At 70.6% G+C, this 14,786-nt stretch carries 11 protein-coding genes and 1 pseudogene; 7 read left to right on the top strand and 5 right to left on the bottom strand.

The window, feature by feature from the left end:
- The first annotated feature begins 9 nt into the window (after positions 1-9).
- Positions 10-1,107: an efflux RND transporter periplasmic adaptor subunit gene (locus VJS38_RS03195; RefSeq protein WP_414692404.1), complete on the top strand. Its 1,098-nt coding sequence runs from the start codon at positions 10-12 to the stop codon at positions 1,105-1,107.
- Positions 1,104-4,235, top strand: coding sequence for an efflux RND transporter permease subunit (locus tag VJS38_RS03190; protein ID WP_324086707.1), 3,132 nt, complete (start codon positions 1,104-1,106; stop codon positions 4,233-4,235). The genes VJS38_RS03195 and VJS38_RS03190 overlap by 4 nt, the downstream gene beginning before the upstream one ends.
- Positions 4,236-4,300: 65 nt before the next feature.
- On the opposite strand, the gene VJS38_RS03185 is transcribed toward VJS38_RS03190, so the two are convergent.
- The gene (locus tag VJS38_RS03185) at positions 4,301-5,299 is read right to left on the bottom strand and encodes a threonine/serine dehydratase (protein WP_324086706.1); all 999 of its coding nucleotides are present in this window, start codon (positions 5,297-5,299) and stop codon (positions 4,301-4,303) included.
- 162 nt (positions 5,300-5,461) lie between these two features.
- On the opposite strand from VJS38_RS03185, the gene VJS38_RS03180 reads away from it, so the two are divergent.
- Both VJS38_RS03180 and VJS38_RS03175 read left to right on the top strand, forming a co-directional pair.
- Positions 5,462-6,748 (top strand): adenylosuccinate synthase, encoded by a 1,287-nt coding sequence (locus VJS38_RS03180; protein WP_324086705.1) that lies wholly within the window; start codon positions 5,462-5,464, stop codon positions 6,746-6,748.
- 80 nt (positions 6,749-6,828) lie between these two features.
- Positions 6,829-7,635 carry a response regulator gene (locus VJS38_RS03175; RefSeq protein ID WP_324086704.1) on the top strand — a complete coding sequence of 269 codons (807 nt, stop codon included), beginning with the start codon at positions 6,829-6,831 and terminating at the stop codon, positions 7,633-7,635.
- Between the two features lie 97 nt (positions 7,636-7,732).
- Here VJS38_RS03175 and rpoH read toward each other — a convergent pair whose 3' ends face one another.
- Together rpoH and VJS38_RS03165 are read right to left on the bottom strand one after the other, a co-directional pair.
- Positions 7,733-8,620 carry an RNA polymerase sigma factor RpoH gene (rpoH, locus tag VJS38_RS03170; protein ID WP_324086703.1) on the bottom strand — a complete coding sequence of 296 codons (888 nt, stop codon included), beginning with the start codon at positions 8,618-8,620 and terminating at the stop codon, positions 7,733-7,735.
- Positions 8,621-8,850: 230 nt separating this feature from the next.
- The gene (locus tag VJS38_RS03165) at positions 8,851-9,864 is read right to left on the bottom strand and encodes an RluA family pseudouridine synthase (protein ID WP_324086702.1); all 1,014 of its coding nucleotides are present in this window, start codon (positions 9,862-9,864) and stop codon (positions 8,851-8,853) included.
- Positions 9,865-9,978: 114 nt separating this feature from the next.
- Here VJS38_RS03165 and VJS38_RS03160 point away from each other — a divergent pair, with 114 nt between their 5' ends.
- Entirely contained in the window at positions 9,979-11,640 is a 1,662-nt protein-coding gene (locus VJS38_RS03160) for an alkaline phosphatase D family protein (protein WP_324086701.1), read from the top strand.
- On the opposite strand, the gene hisI is transcribed toward VJS38_RS03160, so the two are convergent.
- Together hisI and folE are read right to left on the bottom strand one after the other, a co-directional pair.
- Positions 11,637-12,041, bottom strand: a complete 405-nt coding sequence (gene hisI / locus VJS38_RS03155) for a phosphoribosyl-AMP cyclohydrolase (protein WP_324086700.1) — start codon at positions 12,039-12,041, stop codon at positions 11,637-11,639. The two genes, VJS38_RS03160 and hisI, sit on opposite strands and share 4 nt — an antisense overlap.
- A gap of 162 nt (positions 12,042-12,203) precedes the next feature.
- Entirely contained in the window at positions 12,204-12,830 is a 627-nt protein-coding gene (gene folE, locus VJS38_RS03150; protein WP_324086699.1) for a GTP cyclohydrolase I FolE, read from the bottom strand.
- Positions 12,831-13,014: 184 nt separating this feature from the next.
- On the opposite strand from folE, the gene cysS reads away from it, so the two are divergent.
- A complete protein-coding gene (cysS, locus tag VJS38_RS03145) occupies positions 13,015-14,451 on the top strand; it encodes a cysteine--tRNA ligase (protein WP_324086698.1) in 1,437 nt (478 codons plus the stop codon).
- Between the two features lie 9 nt (positions 14,452-14,460).
- Positions 14,461-14,786, top strand: a pseudogene (locus VJS38_RS03140) (hypothetical protein); the annotation flags it as partial.

Genomic DNA, 14,786 nt, shown 5'->3' with positions numbered 1-14,786 from the left:
CTGTCCCGGATGAGACGACCGACGACCGCCCTTCTCGCCGCGAGCGCCGCCCTGGCCCTGGCCGGCTGCCACAAGTCCGCGCCCAAGCCCGCCCCGCCCCAGGCCCGTGCGGTGAGCGTGGTGCGCGTCGAGTCGCGGCCGATCGCCGGCGCGCTGGCCGCCTCGGGCGACCTGGTGGCGCGCCAGGAGGCCGCCGTCCTGCCGGAGGTCTCCGGCTACCGCGTGGCCGAGGTCCTGACCAACGTCGGCCAGCACGTCCGCAAGGGCCAGACCCTGGTCAGGCTCGATCCGGCGCTGATCGAGAGCCAGATCGCCCAGCAGCAGGCTCAGCTCGCCCAGGCCGAGGCCCAGGCCGCCCAGGCCGAGGATCAGGCGCAGCGCGTCAAGGGCCTCGACGACCAGGGCGTGCTCAGCCAGGAGCAGATCTCCCAGCGCCGGTTCCAGGCGCGCGCCGCGCGCGCCACCGCCAGGGCCCAGGCCGCGGCCCTGGCGGACCTGAAGACCCGCTATTCCAAGCTGCAGGTGGTCGCCCCGGTGAGCGGCCTGGTGCTTGAGAAGACGGTGCGCCCCGGCGACCTGACGGCCCAGGGCAGCGCGCCGTGGTTCCGGCTGGCCGAGGACAGCCAGATCGAGCTGCAGGCGCAGATGTCGGAAGACGACCTCGCCCGCATCCGCGTCGGCCAGCACGCCCAGGTCACCTTGCCCAGCGGAACGGTGGTGACCGGCGTCGTCCGCCTGATCAGCCCGCAGATCGATCCGCAGACCAAGCTGGGCTTCGTCCGCCTGACCCTGCCCGTGCGCGACGACATCCGCGCCGGCGGCTTCGGCCGCGCGGTGTTCGCCGACGCCGCCGGCAGGACCCTGAGCGTGCCGGAGACCGCGGTGCGCTACGACGCCGACGGCGCCAGCGTGATGGTGGTCGGGGCCGACAACCGCGTGAAGCGCGTGCCCGTGCGCGCCGGCGTCCGCGGCTCTGGCCTGGTGCAGATCGTCGACGGCCCGCCGGCCGGCTCGCGCGTGGTCGCCAACTCGGCGAGCTTCCTGCTGGACGGCGACGTGGTGAAGCCTGTGGAAGGCGCGGCGCCGACAACTGCGGCCTCGCCATGAGCGGACCCCCGAACACCGAGCGAGGCGAGGCGGAGAAGCACGGCGGCTTTAGGATCTCCGCCTGGGCCATCCAGAACCCGGTGCCGGTGGCGGTGCTGTTCCTGGCGCTCGTGCTGGCCGGGATGATCGCCTACGCCGGCCTGCCGGTGAAGCAGTTCCCGAACATCACCTTCCCCCTGGTCACGGTCACGGTCACCCAGAACGGCGCCGCGCCGGCGCAGATGGAGACCCAGGTCACCCGCGTCGTCGAGGACGCCCTGGCGGGCCTCTCCAATGTCGAGGACGTCCAATCGGTCGTGACCCAAGGCTCGTCCGTCACGAGCATCCAGTTCGAGATGGGCGAGGACCTGCAGAAGAAGACCGACGACGTCCGCTCGGCGATCGACGGCATCCGCGCCCAGCTGCCGCGCGACATCGACGAGCCGATCATCAAGCGGGTCGAGATCGACGGCGCGCCGATCCTGACCTACGCCGTCACCGGCCACGGGATGAGCGACGCGGACCTGTCCTGGTTCGTCGACGACACCCTGTCGCGCGCGCTGCAAGGCGCAAAGGGCGTGGCCCAGATCTCTCGGGTCGGCGGCGTCAGCCGCGAAATCAACGTGCTGGTCGATCCCGACCGGCTGGCGGCCCGCGGCCTCACCGCCTCGCAAGTCAACAACGCCCTGCGCACGGTCCAGACGGACTCGCCCGGCGGGCGGGTCGACGTCGGCGGCCGCGAACAGACCCTGCGGGTCGTCGGCACGGTCGACACCCTGCGCCAACTGCGCGAGCTCACCATCCCCACCACGGGCTCGGGCTTCGTCAAGCTGACCGACGTCGCCGACATCGGCGACGGCGCCTCCGAGCCGCGCGGCTTCGCGCGCCTGAACGACCGGCCCGTCGTCGGCTTCCAGGTGACGAAGACCCGCGAGGCCAGCGACGTGTCGGTGGACGACGCGGTGAAGGCCAAGCTCGCCGAGATCGAGAAGGCTCATCCCGAGGTGAAGTTCACGCGGATCTTCTCCTCGGTGGACGAGACCCGCTCGGCGTTCCGCGCCACCCAGCACGTGCTCCTGGAAGGCATGATCCTGGCGGCGCTGGTGGTGCTGTTCTTCCTGCGCGACTGGCGCGCGACGGTGATCACCGCCTTCGCCATGCCGATCTCGCTGATCCCCACCTTCCTGATCATGCAGGCGGTGGGCTTCTCGCTGAACGTGGTCACGCTGCTCGCGCTGACCCTGGTCATCGGCATCCTGGTCGACGACGCCATCGTCGAGATCGAAAACATCGAGAAGCGGGTCGCGGCGGGCCTGCGCCCCTACGATGCGGCGATGATCGGCGCCGACGCGATCGGCCTGGCGGTGGTGGCGACCACCATGGCCATCGTCGTGGTGTTCACTCCGGTCAGCTTCATGCCCGGCATCGGCGGCCAGTTCTTCCGCGAGTTCGGCCTGACGGTCGCCGTGGCGGTGCTGTTTTCATTGATCGTCGCGCGCCTGCTGACGCCCCTGCTGGCGGCCTATTTCCTGAAGCCCACCGCCCGGCCGCACGAGCGCAAGCCCTTCGAGGGCCCCTATCGCCGCGCGCTGGAGTGGGCGCTCGACCACCGCATCGTCGCCTCGACGATCGGCGGCGCGATCTTCCTGGGCTCGCTGGCGCTGGTGCCGATGCTGCCGCAGGGCTTCCAGCCGATCGGCGACCCCGACTACATCTACGTCGGCATCCAAGGTCCGCCGGGGGCCACCGTGCGGGACATGGAGCGCACGTCCGCCGCCGTCACCGCCGTCTTCAAGGGGCAGCCGGAGGTCAAGGACGTCTTCATCCAGGTGGGCTCGACCGCCGGCTTCAACCTCGGCGGCAGCGACCTGCGCTCGGGCACGGCGACCGTCCTTCTGAAGGGCGACCGCAAGGCGAGCGGCGACCAGATCCGCACCCGGCTGCACCAGGCGCTGCTGGCGATTCCCGACGCGCGCCTGAACTTCCTCAACGAGAACGGCGAGGCCGGCTTCCAGCAGGTGCTGACCAGCGACGATCCGCACGCCCTGCAGGCGGCGGTCCTGGAGCTCGAGCGGCAGATGCGCGGCGTCAAGGAGTTGAGGGACGCCCGCCCCTCCTATCCGCCGACGGCGCCCGAGGTGGTGATCCGCCCGCGCCCGGAGGAGGCCGCCCGCCTCGGCGTCTCGACCGAGGCCATCGCCACCGCCGCCCGCGTCGCCACCGTCGGCGACATCGACGCCAACGTCGCCAAGTTCGACCAGGGCGAGCGCCGCATCCCGATCCGGGTGCGCATCCCCTCGGCGGACCGCGCCAACCTCGAGCGCATCCGCAACCTGCGCCTGCCGACCGCCACGGGCGGGGTGACGACGCTGGGCGCGGTCGCCGACGTCGACTTCCGGGCCGGCGCCGCGCAGATCAACCGCCTCGACCGCGCGCGCCAGATGGGGGTGAAGGCCGAGCTCGCGCCCGGCATCGTCGTCGGCCAGGCCGCCCACGCGGTCGAGAAACTGCCGATCATGAAGCAACTGCCCAAGGGCGTGCGCATGGCCGCCACCGGCGACGCCAAGTTCCAGAAGGAGCTGTTCGGCTCGTTCGGCCTGGCGGTGTTCGCCGGCGTGGCGATGATCTACGGCGTGCTGATCCTGCTGTTCCGCTCGTTCTTCAAACCGGTGGTGATCCTCTCGGCCCTGCCGCTGGCCGTCGGCGGCGCCTTCCTGGGGCTCTTGATCTTTCACCTGTCGCTGTCGATCCCCTCGCTGATCGGCTTTCTGATGCTGCTGGGCCTGGCGGCGAAGAATTCGATCCTGCTGGTCGAGTACGCCATCGAGCGCGAACGCGAGGGCATGCCGCAGCGCCAGGCGCTGCTGGAGGCCTGCCGCGAGCGCGCCCGGCCGATCGTCATGACCACCTTCGCCATGGCCGCGGGCATGCTGCCGACGGCCTTCGCCATCGAGAAGGGCTCGGAGTTCCGCCAGCCGATGGCGGTGGCGGTGATCGGCGGCCTCATCACCTCGACCATGCTGTCGCTGGTGCTGGTGCCGGTGGTCTACGAGTTCGTCGACGACTTCGAGCAATGGCTGCGGCCCAAGCTCGGCCGGCTGGTCACGCCCCGCGACACGGGCCCCGCGCCGATAGTGGAAGAGGCGTAGACACCCCTCCGCTCGTCCCCGCTTTTTCGCGGGGAAGAGCAGGTAGGGGAACTCCGGCTCGTAACTTACAGCTCTCCGCCGATGACCCGCGCGAACAGCGCCGGATCGACGTTGCCGCCCGAGAGGACGAGGCCGACCGTGCGGCCGCCCACCTCGACGCGGCCGGCGAGCAGGGCCGCCAATCCCGCCGCGCCGCCGGGCTCGACCACCAGCTTGAGCACGCTGAAGGCGTAGCGCATGGCTTCGGCGACCTCGGCGTCGGTGACCGCGACGGCGCCGGCCAGATTGCGCTTCAGGATCGGAAAGGTCAGCTCCCCCGGAAAGGGGCTCTCTAGGGCGTCGCAAAGGGTTCGGCCCGAGGGCTTGATGGTCACCCGCCGTCCCGCCGCCAGCGACTGGCGAAGATCGTCGTAGCCGGCCGGCTCGACCCCCCAGACCTCGACGTCGGGCCAGGCCGCCTTCAGCGCCAGCGAGACCCCGGCCAGCAGGCCGCCGCCGCTGACCGGCGCCAGCGCCACATCGAGGCTCGCGCCCAGCGCCGCGGCCTGGCGGGCGAGCTCCAGCCCGACGGTTCCCTGGCCGGCGATGATGTGCGGATCGTCGAACGCCGGGACCACGATCGCGCCGCGCTCGGCGGCGACGGCGGCGGCGATCGCCTCGCGGCTCTCGGTCAACCGGTCGTAGCGGCGCACCTGCGCGCCGTAGCCCAGGGTGGCGGCGATCTTCACCTTAGGCGCATCCGACGGCATGACGATCAGCGCCGGGATCCCCAGCAGCTTGGCCGCCAGCGCCACGCCCTGCGCGTGGTTGCCGGAGGAGAAGGCGACGACGCCGACCTTGCGCTGGCTTGCGTCGAGCTGGACCAGCCGGTTGTAGGCCCCGCGGAACTTGAAGGCGCCGACCCGCTGCAGGGTCTCGGGCTTGATCAGCACCCGCGCCCCCAGCCGCGCGTTCAGGGCCAAGCTCTCGATCAGCGGCGTCTCCAGCGCGACGCCCGCCAGCCGCCCGGCGGCGGCTTCGACGTCGGCGAGGGCGACGGGGCGTGCGCGAGGCGGAACTGACATGGGCGATGGATAGCACGCCTGGGGGGCTTGAGCCCCGCCGCCGTCTCGTCTAAACCGCGCCCGCGCTGCGTTCCGCGGCTGCGACAACCGATCCAAGCCCAACCGCCGAGCACCTGTCGAAGGGCGGCTGGGTCCCCCCGGGCGGGTCGAAGAGACGTATCCATGGCCAATGTGACGGTGATCGGCGCCCAGTGGGGCGACGAAGGCAAGGGCAAGCTGGTCGACTGGCTGTCGAACCGCGCCGACGTGGTGGTGCGCTTCCAGGGCGGCCACAACGCCGGCCACACCCTGGTGGTCGAGGGCAAGACCTACAAACTGTCGCTGCTGCCCTCGGGCGTGGTGCAGGGCAAGCTCTCGGTGATCGGCAACGGCGTGGTGGTCGATCCCTGGCACCTGCTCTCCGAGATCGAGAAGATCGGCGGCCAGGGCGTGGCGATCACGCCCGACCTCCTGGTGCTGGCCGACAACGCCTGCCTGATCCTGCCGCTGCACCGCGACCTCGACCAGGCGCGCGAGGCCGCCGCCGCCAACAAGATCGGCACCACCGGCCGGGGCATCGGCCCGGCCTACGAGGACAAGGTCGGCCGCCGGGCGATCCGTGTCGCCGACCTCGCCGACCGCTCGGCGCTGGAAGCCAAGATCGACCGGCTGCTCGCCCACCACACGCCGCTGCGGCGGGGCCTTGGCCTGCCGGACGTCGACGCCGGCGCCCTGCTGGCCGAGTTGGAGACGCTGGCGCCGCAGATCCTGCCGTTCGCGCGGCCGGCCTGGCTGCTGCTCGACGAGATCGTCAAATCGGGCAAGCGGGTGCTGTTCGAGGGCGCGCAAGGCGCCCTGCTCGACGTCGACCACGGCACCTATCCCTACGTCACCTCGTCCAACACCGTGGCCGGCCAGGCCGCCGCGGGCTCGGGCATCGGCCCGCGCGGCGCGGGCTACGTCCTGGGCATCGTCAAGGCCTACACCACCCGGGTGGGCGAGGGGCCGTTCCCGACCGAGCTGTTCGACGCCGTGGGGCAGAGGCTCGGCGAGCGCGGGCACGAGTTCGGCACGGTCACCGGCCGGGCGCGGCGTTGCGGCTGGTTCGACGCGGCGCTGGTGCGCCAGTCGGTGGCGCTGAACGGCATCAGCGGGATCGCGCTCACCAAGCTCGACGTGCTCGACGGGTTCGAGACGCTGAAGGTCTGCGTCGGCTACAAGGTCGGCGGCGAGACGCTCAGCTATTTCCCCGCCGGGTTGAAGGCTCAGGCCTCGCTGGAGCCGGTCTACGAGGAGCTGGACGGCTGGAGCGAGACCACGGCCGGCGCCCGCGACACCCGAGACCTACCGGCCAACGCCATCAAGTATGTGCGCCGGATCGAGGAACTGATCGGCGCGCCGGTGGCGCTCCTGTCGACGAGTCCTGAGCGCGACGACACCATTCTCATGCGCGATCCTTTCCAGGACTGACCGGCGATTTCGAACCGCCAAGTCATCAAGGCGTTCTTTACTTGGCTAAGCATAGAACCGGCGGACGAACGGAGTCCGCCGTGTTCAGCCAGATCGCCAAGACCAATCCCCGTGTCGCCGCCGCGGTGCGGCGTGTGCTGATCGTCGATCCGCTCCCCGCCAGCGCCAAGGTGCTGGGTGAGATGGTGCGCGACGCCTGCCAGCCGGAGATCTGCGCCGCTCCGTCCACGGACAAGGCGTTGAAACTGGCCGAGGCGTTCGACCCGCAGGTGATCTTCTGCGAGCTGTCGGCGGACGCCGTCGACGGCGTGGCCTTCACCCGCGCGCTCCGGCGCGGCGACTTGGCCTGCCGCAAGGCGCCGGTGGTGCTGGTGACCGCCCAGGCGACGGCGGCCGCGATCCTGGCCGGCCGCGACGCCGGCGCGCACGAGTTCCTGCGCCGGCCCTTCACGACCCGGGATCTCGGCCGCCGGCTGGAGGTGGTGGCGCTGCAGGCGCGGCCCTGGATCGAGGCGATCGACTATGTCGGCCCCGACCGGCGGCGCTTCAACTCGGCGGACTACCAGGGCCCGCAGAAGCGCATGGCCGACACGGGCGCACCGCCCCAGGGCGTGCGGATCGCCGAGGCGCTGAAGATCATCCGCTCGGCGCTTCCCGCGATCGATCGCGACCCGCGCCAGGCCCTGCGCGCCCTGCTCGCCCAGACGACGGAGCTGGAGCTGGTCGCCGCCGAGCTCTCCGACAACGGCCTGGCCATGGCCAGCGCGCCGCTGCACCGCCACCTGTTCGAGACCGCCAGCACGGGGCGCGCGCTCGACGCGGCGGAGACCCTCCGCTGCGCCCAGGGACTGTTGGGGTATGCAGGCCGCGAGCGGGTGGCGGCCTAAGTCCGGAACGCCCCCTCCGTCTCGCTACGCGAGCCACCTCCCCCGCTTCGCGGTGGAGCTGTCAGCGAAGCTGGCTGAGGGGGCGCTCGGCCGAGATTTACGCCTCGACCAGGTTCCGCTCTTCCGCAGCCGAGCGCATCGACTTCTGCAGCTTCTCGAAGGCGCGGACCTCGATCTGGCGCACGCGCTCGCGGCTGACGCCGTACTGGGCGGCGAGCTCTTCCAGGGTGGTCGGCTCGTCCTTCAGCCGGCGCTCGGTCAGGATGTGCCGCTCGCGGTCGGAAAGCTCCGTCATCGCCTCCTCGAGGAGGCTCATGCGGATGTTCTTCTCCTCGGTCTCGGCGACCACGTGCTCCTGGCTGGGGGTGTTCTCGTCGACCAGCCAGTCCTGCCATTCGGCTTCGGAGTCGGCCCGCAGCGGCGAGTTCAGCGAGGCGTCGCCGCCCGCCAGCCGCCGGTTCATCGAGACCACTTCCTCGTCCAGCACCCCGAGCTTGGTGGCGATCTGGCTCACCTGGTCGGGGCGCAGGTCGCCTTCCTGCAGGGCGGCGATCTCGGACTTGGCCTTGCGCAGGTTGAAGAACAGCTTCTTCTGCGCCGCCGTGGTGCCCATCTTCACGAGGCTCCAGGAGCGCAGGATGTATTCTTGAATCGACGCGCGGATCCACCACATGGCGTATGTCGCCAGTCGGAAGCCCTTGTCCGGATCGAACTTCTTCACCGCCTGCATCAGGCCGACATTGCCTTCGGAGATCACCTCGCCGATCGGCAGGCCGTAGCCGCGGTAGCCCATGGCGATCTTGGCCACGAGGCGCAGGTGGCTGGTGACGAGACGATGCGCAGCGTCGGGGTCCTCATGCTCCTGCCAACGCTTGGCGAGCATGAACTCCTCGTCCTTGGCGAGCATGGGAAACTTCCGGATCTCGGAGAGATACCGGCTCAGGCCGCCTTCGGGCGACATTACGGCGAGCGCATTTGCAGCCATGGACTGATCCCCTCATTTCCGGACTGCGGGCCGTCGCGCACGCTTGCGCAAACACATCGAGCCCCCCAACCATCCAGATAGGAACGCGGTTGCGGCTTAGCTAGATGCGGGGGAGGCGGCCCCAATGTCCGACTACTCCGGTTGGTTATTTAGGGGGCGAACTAGGCCTAATCAAGGCAAGGAATCTTACAAGCGCGACAGGTAATCTTCGGCGTGGGCTGAACGCCGCCTCACAGCTCCCCCAGCAGCTCCTCCAGCCGCGCCATGTCCGCCGGCAGCGGGCTCTCAAACCGGAGCGTCTCACCGGTCGTCGGGTGGCGGAAGCCCAACACCATAGCGTGCAAAGCTTGGCGCTGGAGCCCCGCCGCCGCGACCGCGCGCCGCACCGGCTCGGCGGGAACGCCCGCCCCATAGACCGGATCGCCCAGGCAGGGCGCGCCTTTCGAGGCCAGGTGCACGCGGATCTGGTGGGTGCGGCCGGTCTCCAGCCGGCAGGCGACGCGGGCCGCCAGCGGCTTGTCCAACCGACCGAAGATCCGCTCGACGGCGTAGTGGGTGACGGCGTGGCGCCCGCCCGACTTCACCAGCGCCATCTTCTTGCGGTCGTGGGTCGAGCGGGCGATGGCGCCCTCGATGGTTCCGCGCCCGGGCTTCGGCGCGCTGCGGGTCAGGGCCACATAGACCCGCTCGATGTCGTGGGCGGCGAAGAGCGCCGAAAGCGCCTGGTGGGCCAGATCGGTCTTGGCGGCGACGACGACGCCGGAGGTGTCCTTGTCGATACGGTGCACGATCCCCGGCCGGGCCACGCCGCCGATGCCGGAGAGGCTCGCGCCGCAACGGTGCAGCAGGGCGTTGACCAGGGTGCCGGTCGCCGAGCGCGGCGCCGGGTGCATGGCCAGGCCCGGCGGCTTGTCGATGACGATCAGCTGGGCGTCCTCGTAGAGGACGACGAGGGGGATGGCCTCGGGCTCGGGGTCGGCGGGCGCGGGCGCCGGGATCTCGACAAGGTAGTCCCCGGGCTCGGCGCGCGCCGAGGCGTCCGCGACCGGCCGGCCCGCGTGGCTGACGCGGCCCTCGGCGATCAGCGCCTGGAGGCGGCTGCGGGAGAGCTCCGGCAGCTGCGCCGCCAGCGCCTTGTCGATCCGCACGCCGGCGTCTTGCGGCGAAAGCGCGACCCGGCGCAGGCCGCAGGCGTCCGCCTCCAGCCCTTCGTCTTCCGCGTCCAGCGAGGCCTCAGAGGGCATGGTCTTCGGCCGCGCCTTCTTGGAGGACTTCGCTGGACATCGGCTGTCATGCTCCTGTGAGGGATCGCGGACAAATACACGGCCGAACACTACGCACGAAGAGGGCGCAGGGGCATGCGGATCGATCGACGGCAGGCGCTCGGCCTCCTGGGCGCGGGCGTCGCGGGGCCTGCGGCGGCTCAGGCGACGAAGCCCGGGCGCGCCGGCGCCGGCGGCTTCGACTGGGGCGTGGCGAGCGGCGATCCGCTGCAGGACCGGGTGATCCTCTGGACCCGTTGCGACAGCGGCGGCCGGCCGGTTCGCTGGGAGGTCGCCGAGGATGCGGCCTTCAAGACCCTCGCCGCCCACGGCCAGGTCGTGCCCGACGCCGCCCGCGACTTCACGATCAAGGTGGACGCCGCCGGGCTGAAGCCCGGGCGCGACTACTGGTACCGCTTCCAGGCGGCGGGCGGCGCGGCCTCGCCGGTCGGGCGCACGCGCACCCTGCCGCTGGGGGCGCTGAAGGACCTGGTGCTGGCGGTGACGACCTGCTCGCTCTATCCGAACGGCTACTTCAACGCCTATGGCGCAATCGCCGCCCTGCCGCGGGTCGACGTCGTGCTGCACCTGGGCGACTACATCTACGAGTACGGCGGACCGGGCAGCTACGGCATGGACTCCGCCGTCGCCGCCGAGCGGCCGCACGATCCGCCGCACGAGTGCCTGTCGATCGAGGACTACCGGCGCCGCCACGCCCAGTACAAGACCGACCCGCAGCTGCAGGCGGCGCATGCGCGCGCGCCGTGGATCGTCGTCTGGGACGACCACGAGAGCGCCAACGACTCCTGGGTCGGCGGGGCCGAGAACCACCAGCCGGCCACCGAGGGCGACTGGAACCTGCGCAAGGCCGCCGCCATCAAGGCCTATTACGAGTGGATGCCGATCCGCGAGCCGAAGGGCGGCGGCTTCGCCATCTGGCGCAGCTTCGATTTCGGCGACCTGGCCAGCCTGTTCATGTTCGAGACGCGGCTGACGGCGCGCGACCACCAGCTCTATCTCACCGAGCTGCCGGAGAACCCCACCGACGCCGACCTCGCCGCCTTCCGCAAGCGGGTGGCGGACCCCTCGCGCAAGATGATGTCCGCCGGCCAGGAGGCCTGGCTCGCCGACGGCCTGAAGGCCTCGGTCCGCTCGGGCCGGCCCTGGCAGGTGCTGGGCAACCAGGTAGTGATGGCCCAGCTGCTCGTGCCGTCGTTCCGCGAGGCCATGGCGCCCGACTACGACAAGGTTCTCGCCGGCCTGCCGCCCTACCTCGCCCACCACGTGCGCCTGGGCCAGCTCGCCGCCGACCACGACCTGCCGTACATGATGGATTCCTGGGAGGGCTATCCCGCCGACCGCGAGCGGCTCTACCGCATCGTCGAGGACTCCCGCGCCAACTGCATCGTCGTCTCCGGCGACAGCCACGCCTTCTGGGCCAACGAGCTGCAGGCCGACGGCGGGGCCGGGCGGCGCGTGGCGGTGGAGTTCGGCACGACGGCGATCACCAGCCCTGGCGACGGCGACTATTTCAAGGGCCTGCCGCTTGGCGAGATGTTCGCGAAGCGCAACCGCGAGGTCCGGTTCTGCGACCAGTCGGCCAAGGGCTTCGTCCTGCTCACTCTGACCCACGAGGCCGCGGTCGGCGAGCTGATCGCCGTCTCGACGATCGTCGACAAGACTTACGAGACCAGGGTGCTGAAACGCTACCGGGCGACGCCCGGGGCGGCTGGGGTTTCGGGGCTGACGGAGGTTTAGCGATCCGGCGCGGTCTTCAGGCCGTCCGTCTCGACGATCCGGTAGAAGCAGGAGCGCGCGCCGGTATGGCAGGCGCCGCCGTCGCCCTGCGGCAGCACCTTCAGCCAGACCGCGTCCTGGTCGCAGTCGATGCGCGCCTCGACGACTTTCTGAATCTGGCCGCTGGTCGCGCCCTTGCGCCAGAGCGCGTTCCGCGAGCGGCTGAAGTAGTGCGCCTCGCGGGTTTCCAGGGTCTTGGCCAGCGCCTCGGCGTTCATCCAGGCCAGCATCAGAATCTCGCCGGTCTCGGCGTGGGTGGTCACCGCCGCGATCAGCCCGGCGGAGTCGAAGCGGGGGGCGAGCGCCGCCCCGTGTTCCAGCTCGTGCTTGTCGGTGATGGTGGGGAAGGTGGTCTGGGTCATGGCCTCATGCGCTTCGTTCTGCGGCTGACGCCGAACGCCCCCTCAGTCGCTTCGCGCCAGCTCCCCCCGCTACGCGGTGGAGCATCTTGCGCCCAGATCCTCCACCGCGAAGCGGGGGAGGTGGCGCGCGAAGCGAGACGGAGGGGGCGTCTCGCGGCCGCCTCAGCGCCGGTTGACGAAGTCCAGGAAACGCTGCCGCAGGCTGGGGTCGGTCTTGAAGACGCCGGTGAACTGGGTGGTGATGGTCGAGACGTGGCGGTGATGCACGCCGCGGGTGGTCATGCACTGGTGGGCGGCGTCGATCAGCACGGCGACGCCGGCGGGACGCAAGGAGTCGGTCAGCGCGTCGGCGATCTGCTGGGTCATGGTCTCCTGGGTCTGGAGACGGCGGGCGAAGATCTCTACCACCCGGGCGATCTTGGAGATGCCCACGACGCGGTTGGTCGGCATGTAGGCGACGAAGGCCTTGCCGAGGAACGGCGCCATGTGATGCTCGCAGTGGCTCTCGACCTCGATGTCGCGCAGCATGACGATGTCGTCGTAGCCCTGCACGTCCTCGAAGGTGCGCGACAGCTCCTTGGCCGGATCGGCCTCGTAGCCCTCGAACCATTCGGCGTAGGCGTCGACCACCCGCTTCGGCGTGTCGATCACGCCTTCGCGGCGCGGGTCGTCGCCGGCCCAGGCGATCAGGGTGCGCACGGCTTCCATCGCTTGTTCGCGCGTCGGGCGCTGCACGGATTCGAGAGCGTCGGCGCCGATCAGAGTGCGGTCGCGGGCAGGAGCATCCATGTCTTAAGAGAGTTCTTTCCGGGGCTGAGTTGCGCCGGGACGATGGTCCCGGAAATGACGCGTGCCACCCCTCCGTCGTTAGGCCGGCCAGCGCGCGGCTTGCCGTGGCCACCGATCCTGGCCGACTGTATATGGTCGCGACCCGGCGCCCGACAACCGTGACGCTTCCAAAATCGGCATTGCGATGACTTTGAGCCTTTACGACACCATGACCCGCTCGAAACGGGCCTTCGTCCCTCGCGATCCGGATCGGGTGACGATGTATGTCTGCGGGCCGACGGTCTACAACTTCGCCCATATCGGCAATTTCCGCCCGGTCGTGGTGTTCGACCTGTTGTTCCGTGTGCTGCGCGAAACCTTCGGCGAGGCGGCGGTGCTCTACGCCGCCAACGTCACCGACGTGGACGACAAGATCAACAGGAAGGCCGCCGACGAGGGCGTGCCGATCGCGGCCGTCACCGACCGCTATCTTTCGGCCTACAACGCCGACGCCGCGGCGCTGGGCGCGCTGCGCCCCACCTTCCAGCCCCGGGTGACCGAGACGATGGACGCCATCGTCGAGATGATCGGCCGCCTGGTCGGCAACGGCGCGGCCTACGCCGCCGAGGGCCATGTGTTGTTCGACACCCAGGCCTTCGCGGGCTACGGCAAGCTCTCCGGCCGGCCGATGGACGAGATGATCGCCGGCGCCCGCGTCGACGTCGCCCCCTACAAGCGCCACCCCGCCGACTTCGTGCTCTGGAAGCCGTCAAAGGAGAACGAGCCGGAGTGGGAAAGCCCATGGGGCCCCGGCCGGCCCGGCTGGCACATCGAGTGCTCGGCGATGATCGAACAGGTGCTGGGCCTGCCGATCGACATCCACGGCGGCGGCATCGACCTGGTCTTCCCGCACCACGAGAACGAGCTCGCCCAGGGCTGCTGCGCCGACAAGGTCGACACCTACGCCCGCTGGTGGCTGCACAACGGCTTCCTCAACATGGCCGAGGAGAAGATGTCGAAGAGCCTGGGCAACGTCGCCCTGGCCCACGAGCTGCTGCAGACCTATCCGGGCGAGGCGATCCGCTGGGCGCTGCTGGCCGGACACTACCGCGCGCCGCTGGAGTGGACCGGCGAGCTGATCGAGCAGGCCAAGCGCTCGCTGGACCGGCTCTACGGCGTCCTACAGGACGTCGAGCGGATCGTCCGCGACCAGTCGGTCACGCTGCCGGCGGTCGACCCGGCGCAGGTCGAGGAGCACCTGAAGACCTCCGGCCTCGTCGCCGCGCTGGAGGACGACCTGAACACGCCGGCCGCCTTCTCGGCCCTGTTCGCGCTCGGCGCCGGCGTCCGCTCCGCCCTGACGGCGGAGCAGTGGGAGGCGGTCGCGGTCCAGCGGGCGGCCCTGCTGAAGGCCGCCAACCTGATGGGCTTCCTGGAGCAGGACCCCAACGCCTGGTTCCAGGGCGCGGCTGACGAGGGGGTGAAGGCCAAGGTCGAGGCGCTGATCGCCGCCCGCGCCGAGGCCCGCGCCGCCAAGAACTGGCCGGAGGCTGACCGCATCCGCGTCCAACTGGCGGAGTTGAACGTAGAGGTGATGGACGGTCCGACCGGGGCGACCTGGCGGATCAAGGAACAGGCCTGACGAGAAGCGATGCCGTTGCAACCCCCGCCGCAATTGAAAGCCAGCATGTTCGGACGGATGCCCGTCGGCGGCCCCAAGCCGCAGGGCGGAACCCCCGCCGCCGCCCCCGGCCCCAAGGGCGTGCGCGTCGAGCACCGGATCGGCGTCCAGGCGCCGGCCGAGGTGATCTGGGAGCTGATCCGCGACGTCGGCGGCTGGAGCAGCTGGAATCCGCTCTATGCCAAGGCCAGCGGCAGCCTGCACATCGGCGAGGTCCTCGACCTCGAAGTGGTCCTGCCGGGGATGAAGCCGCAGGCGGCCAAGGCGACGGTGCTGGAATGGGTGCCGAACGAGCA

Origin of the sequence: Phenylobacterium sp., assembly GCF_035276905.1 — a bacterium.
GTDB lineage: Bacteria > Pseudomonadota > Alphaproteobacteria > Caulobacterales > Caulobacteraceae > Phenylobacterium.
This window is presented reverse-complemented; position numbering and strand designations above follow the sequence as displayed.